At 70.4% G+C, this 24,238-nt stretch carries 27 protein-coding genes and 1 pseudogene; 14 read left to right on the forward strand and 14 right to left on the reverse strand.

The genetic code is table 11. The features are described from left to right. The first annotated feature begins 241 nt into the window (after positions 1 to 241). Entirely contained in the window at positions 242 to 1,711 is a 1,470-nt protein-coding gene (locus ACWD3C_RS26390) for an FAD-binding oxidoreductase (protein WP_451148005.1), read from the forward strand. A gap of 83 nt (positions 1,712 to 1,794) precedes the next feature. Here ACWD3C_RS26390 and ACWD3C_RS26395 read toward each other — a convergent pair whose 3' ends face one another. After that, positions 1,795 to 2,025 carry a hypothetical protein gene (locus ACWD3C_RS26395; protein WP_451148007.1) on the reverse strand — a complete coding sequence of 77 codons (231 nt, stop codon included), beginning with the start codon at positions 2,023 to 2,025 and terminating at the stop codon, positions 1,795 to 1,797. Between the two features lie 71 nt (positions 2,026 to 2,096). Here ACWD3C_RS26395 and map point away from each other — a divergent pair, with 71 nt between their 5' ends. Together map and ACWD3C_RS26405 are read left to right on the forward strand one after the other, a co-directional pair. Then, the gene (gene map / locus ACWD3C_RS26400; protein WP_451148009.1) at positions 2,097 to 2,954 is read left to right on the forward strand and encodes a type I methionyl aminopeptidase; all 858 of its coding nucleotides are present in this window, start codon (positions 2,097 to 2,099) and stop codon (positions 2,952 to 2,954) included. Positions 2,955 to 3,140: 186 nt separating this feature from the next. Then, positions 3,141 to 3,818 (forward strand): biliverdin-producing heme oxygenase, encoded by a 678-nt coding sequence (locus ACWD3C_RS26405; RefSeq protein ID WP_451148011.1) that lies wholly within the window; start codon positions 3,141 to 3,143, stop codon positions 3,816 to 3,818. Between the two features lie 18 nt (positions 3,819 to 3,836). Here the strand turns inward: ACWD3C_RS26405 and ACWD3C_RS26410 are convergent, their stop codons facing one another. Beyond that, complete coding sequence (locus ACWD3C_RS26410; RefSeq protein ID WP_451148013.1) at positions 3,837 to 4,520, reverse strand: PhzF family phenazine biosynthesis protein; 684 nt, start codon at positions 4,518 to 4,520, stop codon at positions 3,837 to 3,839. A gap of 262 nt (positions 4,521 to 4,782) precedes the next feature. Between ACWD3C_RS26410 and ACWD3C_RS26415 the strand changes: the two genes are divergently transcribed. The 4 genes and pseudogenes from ACWD3C_RS26415 to ACWD3C_RS26430 all read left to right on the forward strand — a co-directional run bounded on the left by ACWD3C_RS26415 (position 4,783) and on the right by ACWD3C_RS26430 (position 7,958). Further along, complete coding sequence (locus ACWD3C_RS26415) at positions 4,783 to 5,871, forward strand: FecCD family ABC transporter permease (protein ID WP_451148015.1); 1,089 nt, start codon at positions 4,783 to 4,785, stop codon at positions 5,869 to 5,871. Further along, positions 5,868 to 6,806 (forward strand): heme ABC transporter ATP-binding protein, encoded by a 939-nt coding sequence (locus tag ACWD3C_RS26420; RefSeq protein WP_451148017.1) that lies wholly within the window; start codon positions 5,868 to 5,870, stop codon positions 6,804 to 6,806. The genes ACWD3C_RS26415 and ACWD3C_RS26420 overlap by 4 nt, the downstream gene beginning before the upstream one ends. Positions 6,807 to 6,829: 23 nt before the next feature. After that, positions 6,830 to 6,973 (forward strand): annotated as a pseudogene (locus ACWD3C_RS26425) (iron transporter); the annotation flags it as partial. Continuing rightward, the gene (locus ACWD3C_RS26430; protein WP_451148019.1) at positions 6,930 to 7,958 is read left to right on the forward strand and encodes a hypothetical protein; all 1,029 of its coding nucleotides are present in this window, start codon (positions 6,930 to 6,932) and stop codon (positions 7,956 to 7,958) included. The pseudogene ACWD3C_RS26425 and the gene ACWD3C_RS26430, both read left to right, overlap by 44 nt. Before the next feature lie 154 nt (positions 7,959 to 8,112). On the opposite strand, the gene ACWD3C_RS26435 is transcribed toward ACWD3C_RS26430, so the two are convergent. Further along, positions 8,113 to 8,841, reverse strand: a complete 729-nt coding sequence (locus tag ACWD3C_RS26435) for a bifunctional DNA primase/polymerase (protein WP_451148021.1) — start codon at positions 8,839 to 8,841, stop codon at positions 8,113 to 8,115. A 206-nt stretch (positions 8,842 to 9,047) separates the two neighbouring features. Continuing rightward, a complete protein-coding gene (locus ACWD3C_RS26440) occupies positions 9,048 to 9,710 on the reverse strand; it encodes a TetR/AcrR family transcriptional regulator (protein ID WP_451148023.1) in 663 nt (220 codons plus the stop codon). Between the two features lie 128 nt (positions 9,711 to 9,838). On the opposite strand from ACWD3C_RS26440, the gene ACWD3C_RS26445 reads away from it, so the two are divergent. Then, positions 9,839 to 10,039 carry a DUF6243 family protein gene (locus tag ACWD3C_RS26445; protein WP_451148025.1) on the forward strand — a complete coding sequence of 67 codons (201 nt, stop codon included), beginning with the start codon at positions 9,839 to 9,841 and terminating at the stop codon, positions 10,037 to 10,039. Between the two features lie 71 nt (positions 10,040 to 10,110). Here ACWD3C_RS26445 and ACWD3C_RS26450 read toward each other — a convergent pair whose 3' ends face one another. The 5 genes from ACWD3C_RS26450 to ACWD3C_RS26470 all read right to left on the reverse strand — a co-directional run bounded on the left by ACWD3C_RS26450 (position 10,111) and on the right by ACWD3C_RS26470 (position 12,352). Beyond that, positions 10,111 to 11,097, reverse strand: a complete 987-nt coding sequence (locus tag ACWD3C_RS26450) for a small ribosomal subunit Rsm22 family protein (protein WP_451148027.1) — start codon at positions 11,095 to 11,097, stop codon at positions 10,111 to 10,113. Between the two features lie 265 nt (positions 11,098 to 11,362). Continuing rightward, entirely contained in the window at positions 11,363 to 11,572 is a 210-nt protein-coding gene (locus ACWD3C_RS26455; RefSeq protein ID WP_451148029.1) for a hypothetical protein, read from the reverse strand. Then, on the reverse strand, positions 11,569 to 11,748 hold the full coding sequence (locus tag ACWD3C_RS26460; RefSeq protein ID WP_451148031.1) for a hypothetical protein: 180 nt from the start codon (positions 11,746 to 11,748) through the stop codon (positions 11,569 to 11,571). The genes ACWD3C_RS26455 and ACWD3C_RS26460 overlap by 4 nt, the downstream gene beginning before the upstream one ends. Before the next feature lie 11 nt (positions 11,749 to 11,759). Then, entirely contained in the window at positions 11,760 to 12,131 is a 372-nt protein-coding gene (locus ACWD3C_RS26465) for a DUF6415 family natural product biosynthesis protein (protein ID WP_451148033.1), read from the reverse strand. Further along, positions 12,128 to 12,352 (reverse strand): hypothetical protein, encoded by a 225-nt coding sequence (locus tag ACWD3C_RS26470; protein WP_451148035.1) that lies wholly within the window; start codon positions 12,350 to 12,352, stop codon positions 12,128 to 12,130. The genes ACWD3C_RS26465 and ACWD3C_RS26470 overlap by 4 nt, the downstream gene beginning before the upstream one ends. A gap of 276 nt (positions 12,353 to 12,628) precedes the next feature. Here ACWD3C_RS26470 and ACWD3C_RS26475 point away from each other — a divergent pair, with 276 nt between their 5' ends. The 3 genes from ACWD3C_RS26475 to ACWD3C_RS26485 are packed head-to-tail and all read left to right on the forward strand — an operon-like array spanning position 12,629 to position 14,596. Beyond that, on the forward strand, positions 12,629 to 12,766 hold the full coding sequence (locus tag ACWD3C_RS26475) for a hypothetical protein (RefSeq protein ID WP_451148037.1): 138 nt from the start codon (positions 12,629 to 12,631) through the stop codon (positions 12,764 to 12,766). 54 nt (positions 12,767 to 12,820) lie between these two features. After that, the gene (locus tag ACWD3C_RS26480) at positions 12,821 to 14,098 is read left to right on the forward strand and encodes a hypothetical protein (RefSeq protein ID WP_451148039.1); all 1,278 of its coding nucleotides are present in this window, start codon (positions 12,821 to 12,823) and stop codon (positions 14,096 to 14,098) included. A gap of 9 nt (positions 14,099 to 14,107) precedes the next feature. After that, positions 14,108 to 14,596, forward strand: coding sequence for a hypothetical protein (locus ACWD3C_RS26485; RefSeq protein ID WP_451148041.1), 489 nt, complete (start codon positions 14,108 to 14,110; stop codon positions 14,594 to 14,596). 688 nt (positions 14,597 to 15,284) lie between these two features. Here the strand turns inward: ACWD3C_RS26485 and ACWD3C_RS26490 are convergent. Next, positions 15,285 to 16,037: an SGNH/GDSL hydrolase family protein gene (locus tag ACWD3C_RS26490; RefSeq protein WP_451148043.1), complete on the reverse strand. Its 753-nt coding sequence runs from the start codon at positions 16,035 to 16,037 to the stop codon at positions 15,285 to 15,287. Between the two features lie 205 nt (positions 16,038 to 16,242). Further along, complete coding sequence (locus ACWD3C_RS26495) at positions 16,243 to 16,623, reverse strand: hypothetical protein (RefSeq protein WP_451148045.1); 381 nt, start codon at positions 16,621 to 16,623, stop codon at positions 16,243 to 16,245. A 315-nt stretch (positions 16,624 to 16,938) separates the two neighbouring features. Here ACWD3C_RS26495 and ACWD3C_RS26500 point away from each other — a divergent pair, with 315 nt between their 5' ends. Further along, positions 16,939 to 17,586: a class I SAM-dependent methyltransferase gene (locus ACWD3C_RS26500; protein ID WP_451148047.1), complete on the forward strand. Its 648-nt coding sequence runs from the start codon at positions 16,939 to 16,941 to the stop codon at positions 17,584 to 17,586. A gap of 164 nt (positions 17,587 to 17,750) precedes the next feature. Here ACWD3C_RS26500 and ACWD3C_RS26505 read toward each other — a convergent pair whose 3' ends face one another. Together ACWD3C_RS26505 and ACWD3C_RS26510 are read right to left on the reverse strand one after the other, a co-directional pair. Further along, positions 17,751 to 18,929: a serine hydrolase domain-containing protein gene (locus tag ACWD3C_RS26505; protein ID WP_451148049.1), complete on the reverse strand. Its 1,179-nt coding sequence runs from the start codon at positions 18,927 to 18,929 to the stop codon at positions 17,751 to 17,753. Then, entirely contained in the window at positions 18,881 to 20,233 is a 1,353-nt protein-coding gene (locus ACWD3C_RS26510; protein ID WP_451148051.1) for a multidrug effflux MFS transporter, read from the reverse strand. Before ACWD3C_RS26510 ends, ACWD3C_RS26505 begins: the two co-directional genes overlap by 49 nt. Positions 20,234 to 20,348: 115 nt before the next feature. On the opposite strand from ACWD3C_RS26510, the gene ACWD3C_RS26515 reads away from it, so the two are divergent. Next, on the forward strand, positions 20,349 to 21,401 hold the full coding sequence (locus tag ACWD3C_RS26515; protein ID WP_451148053.1) for a Gfo/Idh/MocA family protein: 1,053 nt from the start codon (positions 20,349 to 20,351) through the stop codon (positions 21,399 to 21,401). A gap of 190 nt (positions 21,402 to 21,591) precedes the next feature. Here the strand turns inward: ACWD3C_RS26515 and ACWD3C_RS26520 are convergent, their stop codons facing one another. Beyond that, the gene (locus ACWD3C_RS26520; RefSeq protein WP_451148055.1) at positions 21,592 to 23,247 is read right to left on the reverse strand and encodes an alkaline phosphatase D family protein; all 1,656 of its coding nucleotides are present in this window, start codon (positions 23,245 to 23,247) and stop codon (positions 21,592 to 21,594) included. Between the two features lie 129 nt (positions 23,248 to 23,376). Here ACWD3C_RS26520 and ACWD3C_RS26525 point away from each other — a divergent pair, with 129 nt between their 5' ends. Next, complete coding sequence (locus tag ACWD3C_RS26525; protein WP_451148057.1) at positions 23,377 to 24,198, forward strand: SDR family oxidoreductase; 822 nt, start codon at positions 23,377 to 23,379, stop codon at positions 24,196 to 24,198. The last annotated feature ends 40 nt before the right edge of the window (positions 24,199 to 24,238 follow it).

The following is a 24,238-nucleotide window of genomic DNA, read 5'->3' on the forward strand; positions in this document are numbered from 1 at the left end:
GCGGGGGAAGAGCGGGCGATGCTGCCCGGCCTGTCCGCCTGGCTGCGCACCGCCGCTGTCTTGGGGCCTGTCCGGCGGTTCGTGCCGGGAGACGCGAGGCGTGGTCGGCGTGGTCGGTTCTCACGGGCTCGGTTCTCACGGGCTCGGTTCTCACGGGCTCGGTTCTCGCGGGAGTGAATGGCGGCGGGCCACGGCCGGAGGGAGACTGGGAGGGCAGGCCCATCGGCCGAGGAGCGGCCTTATGGACACCTATGTCACCTCTTCTGTCACCTCCCCTGTCGCCTCCTCCGTCACTCCGGCCGCGCGGGTGGACGCGGCGGCCCTCCATGATCTGGAGGGCTCGTTCGCGGGCCGGCTCGTCCAGGCGGGGGAGCCCGGCTACGACGAGGCGCGACGCGTCTGGAACGGCTCCATCAGCAAGTTCCCCGCGCTGATCGCGTACTGCGCGGGCGTCGCCGACGTCGTCGCCGCGCTGCGCTGCGTACGGGACACGGGTCTGCCCATGGCGGTGCGCAGTGGCGGCCACAGCTTTCCCGGGCAGTCGTTGTGCGAGGGCGGGATCGTCATCGACCTGTCGCTGATGAAGGGCATCCGGGTGGACCCCGAGAGCCGTACCGTCCGGGCTCAGGCGGGGGTGCTGCTCGGCGAGCTCGACCGGGAGACGCAGCACTTCGGGCTCGCCGTACCCGCCGGGATCGTCACCCACACCGGTCTTGCCGGGCTGACGCTCGGCGGGGGCATCGGCTGGCTGTCGCGCAAGCTGGGCCTGACGGTGGACCAGTTGCTGTCGGTGGACCTGATCACGGCGGACGGCGCGTTCCACATGGTGGACGAGCGGCACGAGCCCGAGCTGTTCTGGGCGGTGTGCGGCGCGGGGAGCAACTTCGGGGTGGTCACGGAGTTCACGTTCCGGCTCCACCCGGTGGGGCCCTTCGTACTGGCCGGTCCGGTGCTGTGGCCGATGGAGGAGTCGCCGGACCTGCTGCGCTTCTACCGGGACTGGATCACCGAGGTGCCGGACGACCTGACGACGATCGTCGTGCACCGCAAAGCACCGCCGCTGCCGACGATCCCGCCGGAGCTGCACGGCCGGCCGGTCGTCGCCGTGATCGTCTGCTGGACGGGAGACATCGAGGCCGGGCAGGGGCTGCTGCGGCCGCTACGGGCGTTCCGGCCACCGCTGCTGGACCTGTGCGTCCCCAAGCCGTTCCTGGCGCACCAGGCCATGTTCGACGCGTCGTTCCCGCACGGGTGGTGGTACTACTTCCGGGCGTGCGACGTGGCGCGGCTCACGGACGAGGTCGCCGACGTCACCGCGGAGCACTCGCTGCGGATACGGTCCCCGCTCTCCACGGTCGGGATGTTCCACCTGGGCGGTGCCGTCTCCCGCGTCGGTGAGGACGACACCGCGTACAACGGGCGGGCCACCGGGCACACTTTCAACATCAACGGAAACTGCGCGACCGCCGAGGGCACCACTGAGGAGCGGAGCTGGGTGCGTGGCCTCTGGTCGGCACTGGGGCCCCACCACACCGGGGTGTACGTGAACTTCCTGATGGACGAGGGCGCGGACCGGGTCCGGCAGGCATACGGGGCGGAGAAGCTGGGCCGGCTGCGGGCCCTCAAGCAGCACTACGACCCGGAGAACCTGTTCCGCTCGAACCAGAACATCGCCCCGGGGGACACTTCCTCGAACCGGTCCGCCGACTGATCGAACCGGTCGTCGTCAACCGACGCCAACCGACGTCAGCCGACGCCGGTCGTCGTCAGCCGCCGTCAGTCGTCGTCGGTGCCTCAGTCGTCGTCGGTGCCTTGCGAGGCGCGGTCGTGCCAGCGCGGGTCGGTCTCCCACTCCAGGTTCCGCTCGCGGGCGGTCTCCATCGCGTGGGCGGCCTCCTCCCGGCTGGCGTAGGGCCCGAACCGGTCCTTGCCGGGGCAGTCGGGCCCCTCCTCGACCTTCTTGTGCTCCAGGCAGTAGTACCACTCACCCGGCTTGCCGACCGTACGCCGCTTGAACAGGGCCATGGCTCGCACTCCTTTCGCCACCGACTCACCACCGACATGGTCCCCCACACCCGCTGGTTAAACTCGCTGACATGTCTGCCCAGTCGCTGCTCGCACCGGGGAAGCTCTCCCCCACCCGTACCGTCCCGGGACACATCAGGCGGCCCGAGTACGTGGGCAAGCCCGCGCCCACGCCGTACACGGGACCAGAGATCCAGACCCCCGAAACCATCGAGGCGATGCGGATCGCGGGCCGGATCGCGGCGCGGGCGCTGGCCGAGGCCGCGAAGGCCATCGCCCCCGGGGTGACGACGGACGAGCTGGACCGGGTCGCGCACGAGTACATGTGCGACCACGGGGCGTACCCGTCGACCCTCGGCTACCGCGCTTTCCCCAAGTCGCTGTGCACCTCGGTCAACGAGGTCATCTGCCACGGAATCCCCGACTCCACTGTCCTGCGCGACGGCGACATCATCAACCTCGATGTGACGGCGTACATCGGCGGCGTCCACGGCGACAACAACGCCACGTACCTCGTCGGGGACGTCGACGAGGAGAGCAGGCTGCTCGTCGAGCGGACCCGCGAGTCCCTCAACCGCGCCGTCAAGGCCGTCAAGCCGGGCCGCCAGATCAACATCATCGGGCGCGTGATCGAGTCGTACGCCAAACGCTTCGGCTACGGAGTCGTCCGTGACTTCACCGGCCACGGGATCAACTCCTCCTTCCACTCCGGCCTGATCATCCCGCACTACGACAGCCCGCACGCGACGACGGTCATCCAGCCCGGGATGACGTTCACGATCGAGCCGATGCTCACGCTGGGTACGCACGAGTACGACATGTGGGACGACGGCTGGACGGTCGTGACCAAGGACCGCAAGCGGACGGCCCAGTTCGAGCACACGCTGATGGTGACGGACACGGGCGCGGAGATCCTCACGCTCCCGTAGACGCCGTCCCCCACTTTTCCACAGCCCGCCCTGTCCACAGGGCGGGCTTTTTCATGTGGACGTGATGAAGATCCGGGGTACGGTTTTACCGACAGGACGTCGGGAACCCGTTGACTTAGGTAAGCCTAACCGTAGAAAATATGACCGGTTCCCGTCCGTCCCAACCCTTCAGCCCCGGAGGCCTCCATGAACGCGTCGGCCACGACCAGCGAGTCGAGCACGGCGTTCTCCACGCTCATCCGCACCGCTTCCCACGAGCAGCACGTGGAGGCGGAGACCTCGACGTTCATGAGCGACATGCTGGGCGGAAGGCTCGGCGTCGAGGCGTACGCGCGCTACACCGAGCAGCTGTGGTTCGTGTACGAGGCGCTGGAGAGCGGCGCACAGCGGCTGGCCGACGACCCGGTGGCCGGCCCCTTCATACAGCCGGAGCTGATACGCCTGCCCGCCCTGGAACGCGACCTGGAGCATCTGCGCGGCCCCGGCTGGCGCTCGACCCTGTCCGCCCTGCCCGCGACCCGGGCGTACGCCGGCCGCGTCACCGAGTGCGCCCGGACATGGCCGGGCGGGTATGTCGCCCACCACTACACCCGCTACCTCGGCGACCTCTCCGGCGGCCAGATCATCCGCGACACGGCGGAGAAGACGTGGGGCTTCGCCAAGAAGGGCGACGGCGTCCGCTTCTACGTCTTCGAGGAGATCACCAACCCGGCCGCCTTCAAGCGGAGGTACCGCGAACTGCTGGACGGGGTGCGCACGGACGACCTGGAGAAGCAGCGGATCGTGGCGGAGTGCAAGAAGGCGTTCGCACTCAACACCGCGGTCTTCCACGCGCTGGGCGAGGAGTTCCCCCTGAGTGCGTAGCGCCCGTGATCACCGCGTCTAACGCTCCAGGAACACCCTTCCGCCCACCTCGACCCACCCCTCCGGCTGCGGAGCCGTCAGAATCTGTGAACCCGCGCCCTGGACGATGTTCAGGGCGCGCCCCAGCCGGGCCGTCAGCTGCAGAGCCGCCGCCCCCGTGGCCTCGTCCTCCTCGATCCCGTCCCCCCGCCCGGGAAACCCACGGGCCCTGACCCGCCCCGCGGCCTCGTCCTCCCAGGCCCACGCATAGATCCTCCCCCAGACTTCGTCCGGGGGGACCCCCATCTCGCTCCGCTCGCCCACAGGCGGCACGGACAACTCGTCCACTTCCGCCGCCGACCCGTACTGCCGCAACGTACGCGGCTCCGCCCACTCCGGCCGGGCCTCGATCCAGCTGAACTCCCCGTCCAGCCGCGCGCCGACGACCCCGGCCGGGGTGACCAGCTCGGGCACATCGAGCAGCCAGGCCGCACCGACACACGGATATCCGGCGAACGGCAACCGCGCGCTGGGCGTGTAGATGTCGATCACACCGCGCTCGGGGTCATCGACGAACACGGTCTCGCTGAACCCGAGTTTGGCGGCGAAGGCCTGCCGGTCGCCCCGTTCCGGCATCACCGAGCCCTCGCGGACGACGCCCAGCTCGTTGCCGTATCCGCCACGGGGCCCACAGAACACCCGCAGCACGTCGAAATCAGTCACCCGCGCATTCAAACATCACCCGCCCCGCGACGTCGCCCCAGGCGCGAATAACAAAGGAGGTAAGGCTAACCTAAGCCTCACCAGGGGCGAGGTCGGAGAGAGGAATGATCAGAACAGTGCTGCGACGCTTCGAGGACGGCGACAGAGACACGTACGGAAGCACGGACGGAGGCGCAGACGGAAGCACGGACGGAAGCACGGACGGAAAGACCGACAGAAGCACCGGCAGACACACCAACAGTGACGCCGGCGGAGACGCCAAGTGACCATAGTGGACAAGCCCGTTGAGACCGCTCCCCCGGAAGCGGCCCTCGCGCGGCGGCGCCGCGGCGCCCCCTGGCTCCTCACCGTCGGCCTCGTCGTCACCCTCCTCGTCCTCGTCCCCGTGGCGGCGGGCATCGGCGCCTATCCCGTCCCCACCGGCGACGTCCTGTCCTCCGTCGCCCACCGCATGGGCCTCGGCGGCGGCGAACTCGACCGGGTGCCCGAGTCGGTGCTGTGGAACGTCCGCTTCCCGCGGATCGTGCTCGCCCTGCTGATCGGCGCGTCGCTGGGGTGCGCGGGCGCGCTGATGCAGGGCGTGTTCGGCAATCCGCTGGCCGAGCCCGGGGTCATCGGCGTCTCGTCGGGCGCGGCGGTCGGCGCCGTCGCGTCGATCGCCTTCGGCCTCGACTTCCTCGGCAACTGGACGGTTTCGGCGTTCGCGTTCGTCTCCGGACTCGCGACCGTGCTCCTCGTGTACGTCATGTCCCGCTCGGAGGGCCGTACGGAGGTCGTGACGCTCATCCTCACCGGTATCGCGGTCAACGCGTTCACGGGCGCCCTGATCGGCCTGTTCATCTTCTTCGCGGACACCGCCGCCGTGAACCAGATCGCGTTCTGGCAGCTGGGCTCGCTCGCCCAGTCGACCTGGCCGAAGGTGCTGGCCGTCCTGCCGTGCGCGGCGATCGGGCTGGCCGTGGCGCCGCTGTACGCAGGCAAGCTGGACCTGCTGGCCCTCGGCGAACGCCCCGCCCGGCACCTGGGCGTGGACGTGGAGCGGCTGCGCATCCTGCTCGTGCTCGTCATCGCGCTGCTCACCGCGGCCGCCGTGAGCGTCTCCGGGATCATCGGCTTCGTGGGGCTCGTCGTACCGCATCTGCTGCGCATGGCGGCGGGGCCGGGGCACCGGTTCCTGATCCCCGCCAGCGCGCTCGGCGGAGCCCTCGTCCTGCTCGCGGCCGACCTCGCGGCCCGTACCCTCGTCGAACCCGCCGAGCTGCCTCTCGGCGTGCTCACCGCACTGATCGGCAGCCCGTTCTTCTTCTGGCTGCTGCGCAGGACCCGCCGCAGGCAAGGAGGCTGGGCATGAAGCGCTTCCGAGAGCGGCTCGGGGGACGGTCCGGAGGACAACTCAGGGGACGGTCCGGAGGACAACTCGGAGGACAACTCGGAGGAGCCCTCGGAGGAGCGCTCGGAGGGCGACGACTCCGGGGGCGCCCCTCTCCCCCGCCTCCGGCCACCCCCGGCGACATACTCGCCGAGGCCGAGGACCTGCACGTCCGGCTCGGCGCCCGCGAGGTGCTGAGCGGCGTCGACGTCACCGTCCGCGCGGGCGAGGTCCTCGCCCTCGTCGGCCCCAACGGGGCGGGAAAGTCGACGCTGTTGGGCGCCCTGGCCGCCGACCTCCCGGCCGCCTCCGGCGTCGTACGCGTCCACGGACGGCCCGCCCCCCAGTGGTCCGCCCCCGAACTCGCCCTGCGCCGCGCGGTGTTGCCCCAGTCCGCGGCCCTCTCCTTCCCCTTCACGGTCGAGGAGGTCGTACGGATGGGCCGGGCGCCCTGGGCGCAACAGCCGGACACGTACGACGAGGACGACAGGGCCGTGGCCGAGGCGATGGCGGCGACGGAGGTCACCCCGTTCGCGGCCCGCCCCTTCTCCGCGCTCAGCGGCGGCGAGCGCGCCCGGGTCGCCCTGGCCCGCGTCCTGGCCCAACGGGCGCCCCTGCTCATGCTCGACGAGCCGACCGCCGCGCTCGACCTCCGGCACCAGGAACTGGTGCTGCGGGTCTGCCGGGAGCGGGCCCGCGCCGGTGACGCCGTGGTCGTCGTCCTGCACGACCTGGGCCTGGCGGCGGCGTACGCGCACCGCGTGGCGGTCCTGAGCGGCGGGCGGGTCGCGGCCGACGGTGCCCCGGCGGAGATCTTCACCGACGGCCTGCTGTCGGACGTATACCGGCAGCCGGTCGAGGTGTTCCCGCACCCGAGGACGGGCGAGGTACTGATCACTCCGGTACGGGACTCGTGATGCGGCGTTCTTCGTGATGCGGGATCAAGGTCACGGTGTGGACGCTGTACCCGGTCCCGTCACCAGCGCACTTCCCCTCCCCGGTAGGGTTCGCCTCCGGGAAGGGGAAGGTGAAGGGACCTGATGAGCAGGGATCGTGGGGTTCGGAGCTCGCGAAGGCTCCGTGAGCAGGGCCGGTTCTCCCTGGCAACAGCCGCGGTGGCCGTTCTGTCCATGACGGCGAGCGGCTGCGTGGTCATCCACGGCGAGCGGGAGATCGTTCCGGCGGCGACACGGGCCGAGGCCGCCCGTGCGCTTGAGGACTTCACCACCGCGTACAACGAGGCGGACAAGGAGTACGACCAGTCCCTGGACGCCGACCGGGTCGGCGGCGCCCTCGCCGACATCGACGGCGGAAAGCTGAGGGCGGGCAGCAAGAACAGCCCGAACGGCAACCCGAACCATTCGCCGCTGACGCTGACCGACGCCAGGTTCACCATCCCGGAGAAGGCGGGCTGGCCACGCTGGTTCGTCGCCGACACGGACGCCAACAAGGGCTCCGTGGACTCCCGTTGGCTCCTGGTGTTCACCCGCGGCGGCGTCGACGAGCTGTGGCAGGTGTCGTATCTGACGATCCTCAACGGCGACGACGTACCGGAGTTCGAAACGGACGAGGACGGCTACGCGCAGCCGGTCGCCGCGGACGACGCGACGCTGGCGATAGCCCCGGACGCGCTGGGCGAGGCGTACGCGACGTACATGGAGTCGTCCTCGGGCGCCCCGGGCGGCGATGTGTTCGCCCCCGGCGAGCACACCTCCCGGTGGCGGGCCGACCGCGCGAAGAACGCGGCCCGCCCGGGACTCGCCCGCCAGTACCTCGACGAGCCGCTGACCGACGGCGACTACGCAGCCCTGGGTCTGCGCACCACGGACGGCGGGGCCCTGGTCTTCTTCGCCATACGCCACTACGAGAAGCAGACCGCCGCACAGGGCGTCGACATCAACGTCACCGACCCGAACATCCAGGCCCTCCTGGCCGGCGAGGTCAAGTCCTCGCTGACGCTGGAGTTCGTCTCCAACCAGGCGGTGCTCGATCCGGCGATGACGGCGCCGGACCAGAAGGTGAGGTTCCTGAGCCGGGTGGACGGGCTGACGGGGGCGAAGGGCGAGTAGCGGCCTCTGGGCGGCGAGTAACGCTCTCTGGGCTACGGGGCTCGGCCGCGCCTTTTGGTACGGGGTACGGGGTACCGGGGGGGGTACGGGATCAACCGCGTACGGGGTACGGGGCTCAGCCGCGCTTTTCGGTACGGAGTTCCGGTGCGGAGCCTCAGCCGCGGAGGGGCCAGGCCGCGCTCGCGTGGTCCGGCTCCTCGCCCGCGTACCGCGAGCATTCGTCGGTGAGGATCTCCAGCAGGCTCAGCGGATCGGGCAGCGGATGCTCGGGGCCGCGTACCCACCACACCGCCAGCTCACCGGGCAGCCGGGCGGGCGGTACGAGGACGTACGACCCCCGGCAGTGCCAGCGCAGCCCCGGGTGCTCGTCCATCGTCTCGGGATGGCAGTCCAGTTCGCAGGGCCACCACTCGTCCTCGTCCTCGGGCGTACCGCGGGTGAGGGTGAAGAAGAGCATGCGCCCGTCCCCGGTCTCGGCGACGGGCCCGACCTCGATGCCGGCGGAGAGCAGCCGCTCCAGGGCCTCGCGCCCGGCCTCCAGCGGCACGTCGAGAACGTCGTGCACCATGCCGGTGGCGGTGATGAAGTTGGCCTGCGGCTGATGCCGGGCCCACCGCTCCACCTGCGCGCGGTCGGTGGTGGACTGCGTCTGCCAGGCGAAAGAGACGGGGTGGCGGGCAGGTGTGGGGCACCCGACCCGATCACAGGAACACCGATAACCGGCCGGATGCGCGGCCGGCGCGATCGGCAGCCCGGCGGCGGCGACAGCGAGCAGCAGGTCCTCTCGGCCGCCGTCACCGACGTCCGGTTTGGGACGGCGACCGCGCAGCCACTGGGAGATCCTGCCCTGCCCGCCGGTGCGGCGGCCGAACTCGGCGCTCATCTATCCCCTCGCCTCGCTGTTGTGCGGACAGCATGCCTGCCTCATGGTCCCACCATCCTGCGCCACGGGTGGGCCGGGTCCGCATCCAGGGTGGGTGGGATGATGCCCGCCTCCCGGCAGGAATCGAGGATTATTTGGCGATTTGAGAGCATTTGACACCCACTGGCGCCCGCACCACCGACTTGGTCACACTCACCCGCCGTGACTCAGCGGGGCGCGAGACCGTACAGGGCGTAGTCGACGAGAGCGTCCGTGTAGTCGTACGAGATGGGCCCGGTGCGCTGAAGCCAGCGCTGGGCGAGCGGGGAGACGAAGAGTTCGAGGGCGATACGGGGATCGATGTCGGGCCGTACCGCACCGGAGTCCTGGGCCGACTTCAACCGCCGTACGTAGAGCTGGAGCTGAGGTTCGAGCAGCCGGGCGACGAACAGGGCGCCGAGCTTCTCGTCGACGACCCCTTCGGCGGCGAGGGCACGGGAGGGCGCCTCGAACTTCGGGTCCGCCAGCCCGTCGACGGTGGCCCGCAGCACGTACTTGAGGTCGGCCGCGAGGTCGCCGGTGTCGGGGATCTCGTGTTCCTCCTGCCCGGGCGGGATCGAGGCCTCGGCCGCCTGCTCACTGAGGTCGAGGAACGCCTCAAGCAGCACATCGGCCTTCGACGACCACCATCGGTAGATCGTCTGCTTCCCGACTCCGGCGCGGGCGGCGATGCCCTCGATGGTCGCCTTCGGGTACCCGACCTCGGCGACGAGGGCGAGGGCGGCGTCGTAGATCGCGCGACGGGACTTCTCGCTGCGGCGGGTGGAGTCGGGGGCGGGCTTGCCGGGGGGCATGGCGGGGCGGGCGGGCTGGGCGTGCTTCTGGGCCATGGGCCCAATTTATCAGCTTGACAAGACGGAGCGTCTCGCGCAGCCTGATGGGGCAATCACGAGACGAGCCGTCTCGTCACGCACGACGATCACGTACGACGATCACGTACGACGGAGGGAGTCACCCCATGACCCGAGGCGGATCCGGAAACATGCTGGGAGTCGGCGGCACCCGCAGGAACCTCAGCCGCAAGGCCCTTCGGGGCGGCGGCTCCGGAGGCCCGATCGGCGGACGCCTCGACGGGCCGGCAGAGAAGCGGGAGCTGTTGCGCAAGCTCCAGGAAAAACGGCAGGAGGAAAGGGGACGCACGAGCGTCGAGTCGTCGTGAAGGGGCACGGATTGCGCCCCGACGGTCACGCGGCTTGTGCCTCGACGGTCACGCGGCTTGTGCCCCGATGGTCACTCGGCCGGAGGCCAGGCGTCGCCCCAATCGGCATCCCGGGTCGCCTTGTACAGCGGTCCGTGGCGCTTGGTGACGGTGACCCGGCGCAGGGAGGGCTCGGTCTCGCAGAGGTCGAGCAGCACCTGCCCCTTGCGGATCTGGGGCTTGCGTACGACGCGGGAGGAGGCCGGCGCCGCCGGGAAGCGGGTGGCGGCGACATAGCTGAACTTCTCGTCCTCGTACGCCAGTGAGCCGCCCTTGACCTGCCGGTGGAGGGACGAACGACTCACCCGCGCGGAGAAGTGACACCAGTCCTCACCAGGGGCAATGGGGCAGGCAGCGCTGTGGGGGCAGGGGGCGGCGACATGAAACCCGGCGCGGATGAGCCGGTCGCGGGCCTCGATCACGCGGGCGTAGCCCTCCGGGGTTCCGGGCTCGACGATCACGACGGCCTGGGCGGCGGCCGCGGCGGCGCCGACGACGGAAGCGCGGTCGGTGTCCGTGAGCTCTCCCAGCACATAGGACACCGTGACGAGATCAGTGCTCTCGATCCTGAGCGCCGCTCCGATCCGAGAGCGCTGCCACTCGGCGCCCTTCAACTCCGGGTTGGCGGCGGCGATCTCCCGCCCGAGCGCGAGCGCCGGCTCGGCCCAGTCGAGCACGGTGACGGGCCGCTCACCCGCCCAGGTCGCGCTGACAGCCCAGGTGGCGGCACCGGTACCACCGCCCACGTCGACGTGACTGCCCGGCGCCCACCCCGGTACGGCGTCGGCGAAGGCCTCCAACGCCGAGCACACCGCCTCGAACGTCGCCGGCATCCGGTACGCCGCGTACGCGACCACGTCCGACCGGTCCCGCAACACCGGCGCGTCCGTCGGCGTCCGCCCCCGATAGTTCGCGATCAGCCGCTCGACCGCCTGCGCGGCCGACTTCGGCGGCAATCCGTCGAGCAGCCCGGCGAGGGCTCCGCGCAGGGTGTCGGCTGGGGAGACGGAGGCGTTCACGTGGTAACTGTATCGCCCGCACGTATGGTGCCGTGCGTAACGTCCCTAGCGGGAAACCCCAGGTCAGGGCCATGGATGCCGTCGTCTCACGCTCAGCGCGTGAGACGTGTGTGAGACGGCGAGCCCTCGCGGCCCCGTGGCGGGCGCAGCGAGGCCCCTGTCGCTGAAGGAATCGAGTCCTTCGGCGGCAGGGGCCGTTCACGTCGGAGGTTCACCCACCCGGCCGGCTCTTCCGGAGACACCATCGGTGGCTGGGCGCCGCCGGTCAGTGCGGGATACCCTCGATGATGTCGCGGGCGCCCTGGCGCAGGAGTTCAGCGCACACCCGGGAGCCGAGGGCAGCCGGGTCGTTGAGGCGCGCCCACACCTCCAAGCCGGGCCCCGAAGCCCCCGGCTCGTACGCGATCCGCCGCCCCGGCGCCTCCTCGGTGGTCAGCCCGTCGCAGTAGCGGCAGACGTGCAGGTCCGCGGTCATGACGCGCTCACCGCCTGGCCGTGGCAGGCGCAGCCACAGCGGCGTTGCAGCAGGATGCTGGGGTAGTGCGGCAGCGGCACGTCCCTGGTCTGGCGGCAGTCGGCGTGCAGGTTCTCGTAGCCGGGCTGCTCCGCGACCGCGCACCAAGCGGACAGAGGCGGCCTGTCCTTCGCCACGGGGGTGCTCCTCACTGGCACTCACCGCCCAGGTCCTCCAGGTGGCCGCACGGCCTGCGTACCAAGCGGGCCAGTCGGTGCACCACCGACACCCGCACGAACAGCGTGTCCCCACGCCCCACGCGCAGCAGTACGCGAGCCTCCCCGGCACAGGACAGAGCACGGTCGCGCGAGTCCCAGCCCTTCGGACGACGGACAGCCGCCCGCTCGACCGTGGGGATGAGCAGCTCGATGTGCCCGCGCAGCTGAAGGCGCAGCGTCTCCAGGTCCTCGTCGGACAGCGGCTCGGCTCCCCTGGCGAGCACCCGGTCCGTTGCCGCGCGCATCGTCTTCAGGTCGAGGGGCAGGCCGTCGGCGTCGGCCTCCGACATGATCCCGGTCACGGGCACTCACCCCTCGACCGGGCGTTGGCGGCGGCGACACCCGCGCTGAGCGCCTCAGCGGGCGTGAGCTGGCGCAGGTTCTCCGGCCGGGTGTCCCACTCGCGTCCGCCACCGACGGGCCGCAGTTGCACGTACGGGCCCTCGAAACCCATGACCTTGCCGACCCTCTTGCGGCCGGTGTCCTCGACGGTGTCACCGAGGCGCGGCAGGTAGGCGGTCATCGTCACCGGACCTCCCCCACGGGAGCGGCCGGGCGGCCGGTTCCGTGCGGTCCGAACGCGGGTGTTCTCACTCGTTCGAGGGTCTGTGGTAGAAGGTGCATTGTCGATCTGCTCCGATCAGGTCGGCCGCGCCCCGGGGCCGTTCACGCGGTCGCCGGGGTCCATGCTGTTAGGCATCGAGACTCCTGGATGGCGTGCAGTTGCGGCATAACCAACTGGTGTTACCGAGGCGGTAATACACTCGTTGTTGGCTTGGTACAGCACGACGGTGCGCTTATGATCACTCCGGAAGTTGGCCTCATGGACGCCGCCTCCCCCGGCCCGCTCGCCCCAGAAGTTCTCGACAGGGACGACCTGAGACGAGCCCTGGAAGAGCACGACTTCGCAGCCGCGTTCTCCCTGATCAAGAAGTGAGGCGGCCTGTCCCAGAACCGGATCGCGTCAGCATGCCAGCTCACTCCTGGCAAGGTGAGCACGATCATCGGCGGACAACAGCAGGTCACCAGCTTCGACGTCATCTGTCGCATCTCTGACGGCCTTCGCATTCCCGGGCGCATGCTCGGCCTCGCGGAGCGCCCGTGGGAGGTCCGGCCAGACGACCCCGAGCCAACCGAGGCGCCGACCGCACAGTTATCCGATGACGCACCGTGGGGCCCCACGGTGGCCGTGCACCTGGCAGCCGAACTGACCACGAGCGATCTCGTGATGGACCGCCGCGCGGCAACGCGCGCTCTGGCTGGTGCAGCCCTGACCGGCGGAACGCTGCTCGACTCTCTTGAAGGCTGGCTCCAGCCCGGCCCGCCAGCAGATCCCTCTCAGCGTCAAGGACGCCTGGGGCAAAGGGAGGTGGAGGAACTGGAATCCACAGCGCGCGCCTTCCGTGCCTGGGACCACAAGTTCGGCGGCGGCCTGCGCCGCAAAGCCGTGGTCGGCCAGCTGAACGAGGTCGCCAGCCACCTGGAAGAGCACCAAACACCCGCCGTCGAACAGCAGCTCTTCCAAGTCATGGCGTTCCTCGGTGGGACCGCGGCGACCATGGCCTGGGACTCCGGGCTGCACAAGCAGGCGCAGAACTACTACCTGCTGGCCCTTCGCGCGTCTCATGCCTCGGGCGACAGCGCGTACGGCGCGAACGTCCTTGCCGGTATGGCCCGGCAGATGCTTTACCGTGATCGCCCTCAGGATGCTCTCGAACTCGTGCACCTGGCGCAGAAGGGCATACGCAGGAGTTGGGCTCCCCGCGTGCAGGCCATGCTCCAAACCCGGGAAGCGTGGGCGTACGCAGCCATGGGACGCGCCGCTGCCTTCAAGCGCGCCACGTCCGAAGCGGCCGAGGTTCTCTCTGATGCTGAGCCCGGCGAAGAGCCGTTCTGGATCACGTACTTCGACAGTGCGGAGCTGGCCGGAGTCACTGGCGGACGGCTGCTCGATCTCGCACGTCAGGACCCGCGCAAGCACGCCGAGCCCGCAGCGGAATCGATCCTGGAAGCGCTCGCAACGCGCGGGCCTGAGGCCGGCCGCAGCCACGCTCTCGACTTGATCGGTCTCGCGGAGTGCCACTTCCTCATGGGCGATGTCGTCGGCGCTGTGGAGCACACACACCAGGCTGTCGACGCGGCCTCCCGTACCCAGTCCAACAGGGTGCGGGCGCAGCTCGGTGAGCTGTACCCGTACACGGTGGGCCGGGAGACATCGCGTACGGTCGGCGAAGCGCGGGCCAGGATCCGCGATCTGTTGTCGAGTTGAGGGAGAGACGTGACCACCATCGCCGTCACCGGCCACATGGACCTGACCGACGCCAGTGTCCCTCTGGTACGTGAGGCCCTGCGCGAAACTCTGAAGCCGTACGCCGACGGCAGCCTTACCGGAGTCTCCTGCATCGCCAAGGGCTCCGACTCGCTCTTCGCCGAGGTCGTCCTCGAACTGGGCGGGCGCCTGATCGCGGTCATCCCCTCACAGGACTACCGGCAGAACAAGGTCAAGCCCGATCATGCCGAGATCTTTGATCGCCTCACCGCGGCAGCCGACGAGGTGCTCGTGCTCACCCATGAGACAGCGAACCGGTCGGCGTACGAGGACGCCAACCGCACGCTGCTCCAGCGCGCCGACTGCCTGGTCGCGGTGTGGAACGGCGAACCCCCCACCGGCAAGGGCGGCGGCACCGCCGACACCGTCATCGAGGCACGAGAGGCTGGCCTGCCCGTCGACATCGTCTGGCCGGACGGCGCGACGCGCCGGGGGTGAGGAGTCAGTAGGCCAGGGAGGGTCGCCCCTGGTCAGCCCGCTCCAACCGAACTGGAGCGGGCCACAGTCACGAGTACAGCACGGCGCCCCGGCCGCGACGGGGGTTGGCACGACCGGGGCACCGGTACAGCGCCCCGTCTGGGGAGCAAGGGCGCACACATCACCCCCGGGAGGCGCCGGCCCCGGAAGGGGGCGCCGGTGAGGCGTTGGGGCGACCACAATGCGCCGCACTGGCCGGAATGCGCAATAGGCGGGACGCACACCAATTCCGTTCGGGCGTCAGACTTTGACGACCTGGTAATCAACCTCGTGGCGGGCTCCCGAAGACCGGAATCGGGCGTGACGCGTGCCCTGTCCGGCCTCGTCCGCTCGGATCGTCTGGCCGCCGAGCTGATCGTCAGGGTCCGGCCGGGCGTCCCTTTCAGCCAGAGAGAGGAAGCCATCTGGGGGCGTCAAGACAGCAACATGCTCTATACGCCGCCGGCGCCCTCCCTTCGCCTCGCCTTCCCAGATGGGCTGACCGTTCCATCTCAGTACGGCGTCATCCGACCCGAAGTCATCCTCTGGTTCGAGGCAGTGAAGGTGTCCGAAGCGCACTTGGTGCTGCGCCATCGCGTCCTCCCACGTGGTGATTCTACGAGGCTCTGCGAGGCGGCCCAGGACGGTTCCGTCCCGGGCCGCCAAGTGGTCAGCCCCAGGTGGCGCTGAACTTCGCGGCGTAGCCCTTCGTGTAACCCGCCGCGTTGGGGTGGAAGGTCGCGGTCGGGTCAGTCAGGTTGACACCGTTGATCCACGGGTCGGCGCCACATGCCCCGTGCCCGCTGAACTGCCCCCGCATGTCGATGTAGTAGACGCTCGCGTCGATCGTCGCGGCCAGGGTGCCCTCCGCGAGCGCGTCAGCGAACGCGTTCATGTCGGCGCGCTTTTTGGCACTGAGGTCGATCACGTCGCACGTACCGGTCGAGGACAGCGCCTGCGGATAGCCGAACACGAGGACCAGGGCCCGGGGTGCGCGGGTCTTGATATCGGTGTAGAGGCCGGCGAGTTCCTCCACCAGCTGGTTCTTGGCGTAGTGCGACATCCACTGCGTGGCGAACGAGCAGGTGCTGTCGTCCTTGGTGAGGCACGCCTCAACCACCGAGGCGAACTGCGCGTCGTTGCCGCCCACCGTGAGGGTGACGAGGTTGGTCTTGTCACTCAGGGCGGACAGCTGGTTCTTCCGCACGTCCGCGATGGTCGCACCGCTACAGGTGACGTCCTTCAACGTGTAGTTGGGGTGAGCGGCCGCCCACTGGCGCGGATAGTTCTTCGGGCTCCGCAGACAGTCGCCGCTGGAGGCGTCGTACGGAGCCGCGCCGACCCCGGCCGCGTACGAATCCCCGAGCGCGACGTACTCCGCTCCTGTCGCCGCCTGGGCGGAGCCGCTGACCACAGTTCCCATACCGGCGAATGCCGTTAAGGCGGCGATGATGGTTGACGTCAGTTTGCGCATGACTTCCTTCTGGATCAGGGAAACCTGAATCGATCGGGGAAGATCGTACGACTGCGCATCAGCCGATTCGGCCGTGCGCCTCCGGCCAGATCGCCCACGAATGGGGCAAGCGGCCGGGACGGACGATTGCGCGGAAGGGACGAAAGAGTTCCCCTCAGGACATTGACGAGGTGTTCCACCACGCCCTGGGCGGCGGCACGGGAGTCCAGTCCGTCCCGCGGTGATCCAGCCACCATCTTCCGATGACGTGGAACTTCTCCTCGAACCTGCGGTCCCACGCGAGGAACCCCGTGGTGGGCGCCCGCAGACGGGTACGGCGTCCGCCCGCCTCGTGGATGACGACCGTCCTGGTACCCATGATCGACTCGACCTGGATGGCCTGGACGTCCGACCACAGGATGGTCCGACGGCGCAGTCCGTGCACGACGGCCGCCGACGAGGTGAGGGTGACGCCGAAGTAGAAGGGCAACAGGACGCCCAGCACCAGCACGGCGATCCAGAGCACCACCAGGCCGACCGGCCGAACGGGATACATTCCCTCGCTCCAGGACACGATGTGGAAACTCGTGATGACAACGACCGTGGGCAGAACGGGCAGCACCCGTTGCCAAAGAGTCGCCCGGAACCGCACCTCGACCGGCACCGAAGCCTCACTCGGCGAATGCTCCATCACTGCCACTCCGTTGGACGATGCAGCCGCCGCTGCTTGCTGTGCGGCCAGGAGACCGTCCGTCGACGGGGGCCCTCGTACTGGCCCATGATGGGGCCGATGTCCGCGTTCAGTAAATATCAGGCTCGATGAGCGGAACCCTCCAGGGTTCCTCCCCGACCGCTGACGGAGGCCTCCACCGTGTCCGACCTCGACAGCCAGACTGCCTACTGGGACGCCGCAGCCACCACGAAGCGGTTCACGCATCCGCTGCACACACCGTGGCTGGACGGCATCCGACGAAGTGCCGCGGTCCTCGACTACGGCTGTGGCTACGGCCGGACCATGCAGGCCCTGCAACAGCAGGGTTTCACTGACCTCTCCGGCGTCGACACATCACCAGGCATGATCGCCAAGGCCCGCACCCTGCATCCCGCGATGCGCTTCGCGGTGCTGGACACGCCTCCCAAGGTGGCCTGTGAGGACGCGAGCTTCGACATGGTGGTGCTCTTCGCGGTGCTGACCTGCATCCCCGGCGACGACGCACAGCGAAGGCTGATCACCGAGTTGCACCGCGTACTCAGGCCCGGCGCGCTGCTCTACCTCAGCGACCTGCTCCTCCAGGACGACCAGCGCAACCTCGACCGCTACGCACGCTTCGCCGAACGCTACGGCGCCTACGGGGTGTTCGAGACCAGCGACGGTGCGGTGTGCCGCCACCACCCGAGCGGCTGGTTCACCTCTCTGCTCGCCGGTTTCGAGACGGTCGGCACCCGACGTATCACCGTGGCCACCATGAACGGCAACGAATCGGCCGGGATTCAGATCCTGGCCCGCAAACAGGGCTGATCTGCAAGCACCGCGGACAACAACCACGTCTCACCCCGCAGCGCCGCGCGCTTTCGACGCCCCCGCCGCCCCCGCCGCAACGCCGACCGGTCCAGGTGGACCACGACCATGGTTTGACCATGGTTTGAAGTGCTCTCCCCGCTGCCCGGTGTGGTGAAGCCCCCTCACTTCCCCCGGACCGCCCGAGCCAGCCGCGACCCCGCCGCCACCCGCACCCCGTGATCCGGAACCGCCCGCCGCCGGGGGTGCACCGCGTTCGCGAGGAGTACCAGGAACGTGTCCGTCACCGGGTCCGCCACCAACGACGTGCCCGTGAAGCCCGTATGCCCGGCGGCTCCGCGTCCCGCCAACTCGCCCATGAACCATGGCTGGTCGACGGCGAAGCCGAGGCCGGGCGGGGTCAGCATCAGCTCCACGAAGTCGGGGCCGAGGATGCGGGCCGGGCCGTACGCGCCGCCGGCCAGGAGCGCCCGGCAGAAGACCGACAGGTCCCGGGCCGTGGAGAAGAGGCCCGCGTGGCCCGCCACGCCGCCGAGTGCCCAGGCGTTCTCGTCGTGGACCAGCCCCCGCAGCATCCCCCGGTCCGCCTTCGCCCACGGGCGCCGTTGGTCCTCCGTGGCCGCCGCGCCGGGGCAGGGGCCGAACGTCGTCGCCGTCATCCCCAGGGGGCGGGTGATCCCCTCGCGTACGAGGACGTCCAGCGGGCGGCCCGTGAGGCGCTCCAGGACGTGCTGGAGCAGGAGCATGTTGACGTCGGAGTAGCGGTACGCGCCCGGTACGCCCGTCGGGGCCTCCGCGCGGAGCATCGCGAGGCGCGCCGCCGGGGACGGGCAGTCGTAGAGGGGGAGTTCGGGGCGCAGGCCGGAGGTGTGGGTGAGCAACTGCCGTACGGTGATGCCGTGTTCGGCGGCTGCCGTGAAGTCGGGGAGGTACGCCGCCACCCGCGCGTCGATGCCCAGGGTGCCCCGTTCCAGCTGCTGCACCGCGGCCACCGCCGTGAACAGCTTGGTGAGCGAGGCCAGGTCGAAGGGGGTGTCCGTCGACATCGGTACGCGGGAACCGGGCGGCAGCTCCACCCCCGCGCCCACCCGTTCGTCGTACGCCGCGTACCGCACCGCCCAGCCCACCGCCTCCTCCACGGCGATCAACGGGCCACGGCCGACGATCACGACGGCGCCCGCGGCCCAGGGGTGCTCCCCCGCCACACGGGTGTGGACCTCGCGTACGAGATGGCGCAGTTCGCCGGGGTCGAGCCCGGCGCGTTCCGGGGTGCCGGTGCGCAGTCTCGGGGCGCTCAGCTGTCCGCTCCCTCCATGATCGTGCGTCTGTTCCAGGGACGGCACAGTGCCATGAAGCACGCGATGGCCACCAGTGCGGCGGCCAGTTGGACGACGGCCATGGGGACGGCGGTGTCCTCGCCCGCGATGCCGACGAGCGGGGAGGCGATCGCGCCGATGAGGAAGGAGGACGTGCCGAGCAGGGCGGACGCGGAGCCGGCGGCGTGGCGGACGCGCATCAGGGCGAGGGCCTGGGTGTTGGGGAGGGTGATGCCCATCGCGGTCATGAGGACGAAGAGGGCGGTGGCCACGGGCGCGAGGCCGGCCTCGCCGAAGACGCCCGTCGACATGAGGAGGAGGGCGGTCGCGGCGAGGGTGACCACCGTGAGGCCGACCATGAGGGTCTTGTCGAGGCTGACCCGTCCGACCAGGATCTTGCCGTTGATCTGGCCCGCCAGCACCAGGCCGACGGAGTTGACGCCGAAGAGCAGGCTGAACGTCTGCGGGGAGGCGCCGTAGATCTCCTGGATCACGAACGGGGAGGCGCTGACGTACGCGAAGAGGGCGGCGAAGGCGAAGCCGCCCGCGAACATGTATCCGGCGAAGACCCGGTCGGCGAGCAGGCCGCGCATCGACCGCAGGGCCGCTCCGACACCGCCGCCGTGGCGGTCGGCCGGGGCGAGCGTCTCGGGGAGCCGCGTCCAGACGACCGCCGTCAGCGCCACGCCGACGACCGTGAGGACGACGAACACCCCCCGCCAGTCCGTCACCCGCAGGATCTGCCCGCCGATCAGGGGCGCGATGATCGGGGCCACCCCCGAGATCAGCATCAGGGTCGAGATGAAGCGGGCCATCGCCACGCCGTCGTACAGGTCGCGGACCACGGCCCGGGCGATCACGATGCCCGCCGAGCCGGCCAGGCCCTGCAGGACGCGGAGGGCGATCAGGAACTCCACCGTGGGTGCCACGGCGCACAGGGCGGTGGCGAGGATGTAGACGAGGAGGCCGGCGAGGAGAGGGCGCCTGCGGCCCCACTTGTCGCTCATCGGGCCGATCACCAGCTGACCGACCGCCATGCCCGCCAGGCACGCGGTGAGCGTGAGCTGCACGGTCGAGGCGGGCGCGTGCAGGGACCTCGTGACCTCCGGGAGGGCCGGGAGGTACATGTCCATCGCCAGCGGGGGTGTGGCGGTCAGGCCGCCGAGGATGAGGGTGACGAGGAGGCCGGTACGGCGGAGGGCGCCGAGGTTCGGCGCCTGCGCCACATCAGCAGCGGCCACCGCATCCCGTATGTGCCCCTCGGGCTCCTCGTGCTGCTCGGCCTCCTCGTGCTCCTCCTGGTCCCGCGTGGTACGGCCACGCTCGGGCATGTGCCCCTCCCTCTACGTTCGGTTCGCCACCTATGCTCTCAGTTCGAATGACGTGGCCGGGGTCACAGGACAACCGGGCTCACAGGACAAGCGGAACAGGGGCGGGGATGTGGGCATGACGGACAGCGAGCGCGTGCGGTGGGGGATTCTGGCGACCGGGGGGATCGCGGCGGCGTTCACCGCCGATCTGGTCGATCTGCCCGACGCCGAGGTCGTGGCGGTGGCCTCGCGGAGCGAGGAGTCGGCGAAGGCGTTCGCGGAGCGGTTCGGGATACCGAGGGCGTACGGCGACTGGGGCGCGCTCGCCGAGGACGAGGACGTCGACGTGGTGTACGTCGCCACGCCGCACTCGGCGCATCGGGCCGCCGCCGGGCTGTGCCTGGAGGCGGGGCGGAACGTGCTGTGCGAGAAGGCGTTCACGCTGAATGCGCGGGAGGCCGAGGAACTGGTCGCGCTGGCCCGGGGGCGCGGGAGCTTCCTGATGGAGGCCATGTGGATGTACTGCAACCCGCTGGTCCGGCGCCTGGCCGAGCTGGTGCGGGACGGGGCGATCGGCGAGGTGCGCACGGTGCACGCCGACTTCGGGCTGGCCGGCCCCTTCCCCCCGTCGCACCGGCTGCGGGACCCGGCGCAGGGCGGGGGCGCGCTGCTGGATCTGGGGGTGTACCCGGTGTCGTTCGCGCACCTGCTGCTCGGGGAGCCCTCGGACGTCGCGGCGAGAGCGGCGCTCTCCGACGAGGGCGTTGATCTCCAGACGGGTGCACTGCTCACCTGGGAGAGCGGCGCTCTCGCTTCGGTGCACTGCTCCCTCGTCGGCGGCACGGCCACCTCCGCCTCGGTCACCGGTTCCGAGGGCCGTATCGACATCCCGTACGGCTTCTTCTTCCCGGACCGCTTCGTCGTGCACCGCGACGGCCGCGACCCGGAGACCTTCACGGCCGACCCCGCCTCCGGCCCCCGCAACAGCCTCAAGCACGAGGCCAACGAGGTCATGCGCGCCCTCCGCGCCGGCCAGACCGAGTCCCCGCTCGTCCCCCTCGACGGCACCCTCGCCGTGATGCGGACGCTCGACGCGATACGGGACCGCATCGGCGTCCGCTACCCCGGCGAGGCCGCCGCCCGCGCGGAGCTCGGCGAAGCCGACCACCCGGCCGTCGCCCCGGCGTGAGCCCCGGACCCGTCACCGGCGTAAGCCCTGGACTCGTCACCCCGGCGTAGGCCCCGGACTCGCAGCCTGGCGTAAGCCCCGGATCCGTCACCCCGGCGTAGGCCCCGGACTCTCAGCCTGGCGTGAGCCCCGGACCCGTCACACCGCCGTCGGCCCCGGATCCGTCACACCGCCGTCAGTCCAGGCCCCATCACACCGCCGTCAGCCCGGGGTTCCCCGCCTCCGTCACGAACGACGCGACCGTCGTGAGCGCTGCCCCCGGCGTCGTCACCGCGGGCAGCGTCTTGAAGTCGGCGCGGGCGGAGTCCTCCCCCAGGGCGACCGTCACGTACCCGCGCCGCCCGTTGTAGAACCTCATGTGCGGGTTGGAGGCCATGTACGTGTCCCAGTTGGCCGGTCTGTCCGAGCCGTTGCCGCCGCTGGTGATGGACGTGGCGACGAACTCCGTACCCACCGTCCTCGACGACCGGTCGTCGAAGTCGCGCTTGATGTCGAAGGCGTACCCGACATGGACGTCACCGGTCAGGACGATCAGGTTCTCGACACCGGCGGCCTCCGCCCCGGCGAGGACGCGCTGGCGCGAGGCCGGGTAGCCGTCCCAGGAGTCCATGGACACCTGGTAGACGTCACCGGTGGCGTTGCGGCGCTGCGAGAACGTGACCTGCTGGGGTACGACGTTCCAGACCGCCCGCGAGTTCCCCCAGCCGTCCAGCAGCCAGCGCTCCTGCGTCTGACCGGTCATGGTGCGCGAGGGGTCCTCGGACTCCGGCCCCGGGACCTTCCAGCCGTCGCCGTTCGCCTGGTTGGAGCGGTACTGCCGGGTGTCGAGGATGTCGAACTGCGCGAGCCGCCCCCAGTGGAGGCGGCGGTAGAGCCGCATGTCGGGGCCGTCGGGCCGCTGCGGGCGGCGCAGCGGCTGGTTCTCCCAGTACGCGCGGTACGCGGCGGCGCGGCGCAGCAGGAACTCCTCCGGCGGTACGGAGTTCTCGGGGATGTCGTCCGCGTAGTTGTTCTCGGTCTCGTGGTCGTCCCAGGTGACGACGAAGGGGTGCGCGGCGTGCGCGGCCCGCAGGTCGGGGTCGGACTTGTAGAGGGCGTAGCGCAGCCGGTAGTCCTCCAGGGTGACCGTCTCGTGGTTGTAGTGGTCGGGCAGGGTGCGGTCGGTGTAGTCGCGGGCGCCGGCGACGGAGTTCACGGCGTACTCGTAGAGGTAGTCGCCGAGGTGGAAGACCACGTCGACGTCGTCCGCGGCCAGATGCCGGTACGCGGTGTAGTACCCCTGGTCGTACCGCTGGCAGGAGACGGCCGCGAAGCTCAGCGCCGAGGACCGCTCGCCGCGTCCGGGCGTGGTGCGCGTACGCCCCGTCTCGCTCACCCAACTCCCCGCCCGGAAGCGGTAGTAGTACACGCGCCCGGGGGCGAGTTGCCCGACTTCGACGTGGACGGTGTGGTGGAACTCCGGGTGGGCGATGGCCGTTCCGCGTCTGGCGATCCGTCGGAAGTTCTCGTCGTGGGCCAACTCCCAGCGCACGGTGACGCGTTCGGCGGGCAATCCGCCGTCGGGCTGGTACGGCGCGGGGGCGAGCCGCGTCCACAGGAGTACGGAGGCGGGCAGGGGGTCACCGGAGGCGACGCCCAGCGTGAACGGGTTCTCGGCGATCCGCGCCGCGTCCAGTTCGGCGGCGGCTGCCACGCCCGCGGTCGGCAGGTTGGTGGCGAAGGCGAGTGCGGCGGCCGCGCCGGTGACGGTGAGGAAGCGGCGGCGTCCCAAGTGCCGTGCAATGGCTCGGAGTTCGGGTGCGTGCTGTGAAGGGGTGTGCGTCGGTCGCTGGGCTGCGGATGTCATCTGGCCCTCCCCTGACGGTTGTTGTACGAGGCATTGGAGTGGCCGGGGTCGACGGCGGCCTGTCGCGTACAGAACAGCCAGATGGCGGACGGATGAGTTCCGGATGGCGGACCTCCACTCTGCGCTCTCATGAACGCTACACAGACGAAGATCGCGATCGTGACAGGCGCGGGCTCCGGCATCGGCCGTGCCGTCGCCGTGGAGCTGCTGCGCACCGGCTGGTCGGTGGCGCTCGCGGGCCGCCGTACGGAGAGGCTGGAGGAGACGGCGGCGGAGGCGAGGGCAGTGAAGGCGGCGGAGGCGAAGGCGGCGGGCGGCGCACCGGAGGCAGTCGACGCGTCCGACGCGGCCGACGCCCTGTGCGTCCGGACCGACGTCTCGCAGCCCGACGACGTGGCCGCCCTCTTCGCCGCCGCACACGAGCGCTTCGGGCGGCTCGACCTGCTCTTCAACAACGCGGGCACGTTCGGTCCCGGCGGGGTGCCGGTCGAGGAACTGGAGTACGAGGCCTGGCGGCACGTCGTGGACACCAACCTCAACGGGGCGTTCCTGTGCGCGCAGGCGGCCTACCGGCGGATGAAGGAGCAGGACCCGCGGGGCGGCCGGATCATCAACAACGGCTCCATCTCGGCGCACACGCCCCGGCCGCACTCGGCGGCGTACACCGCGACCAAGCACGCGCTGACCGGCCTCACCAAGTCGCTGTCGCTGGACGGCCGCCCGTACGGGATCGCGGTCGGCCAGATCGACATCGGCAACGCGGCGACGGACATGACCGAGCACATGCGGAGAGGGGTCCTGCAGGCCAACGGGCAACTCGCGCCCGAGCCCGTGATGGACGTGGCCGACGTGGCTCGCACGGTGCGGCACATGGCGGAGCTGCCGCTGGAGGCGAATGTGCAGTTCGCGACGGTGATGGCGACGACGATGCCGTACGTGGGCCGCGGCTGACCCCTCACCCCCGGGCCGTCAACGCCTCAACCTGCACAAC

Source organism: Streptomyces sp. NPDC002845, assembly GCF_053591955.1.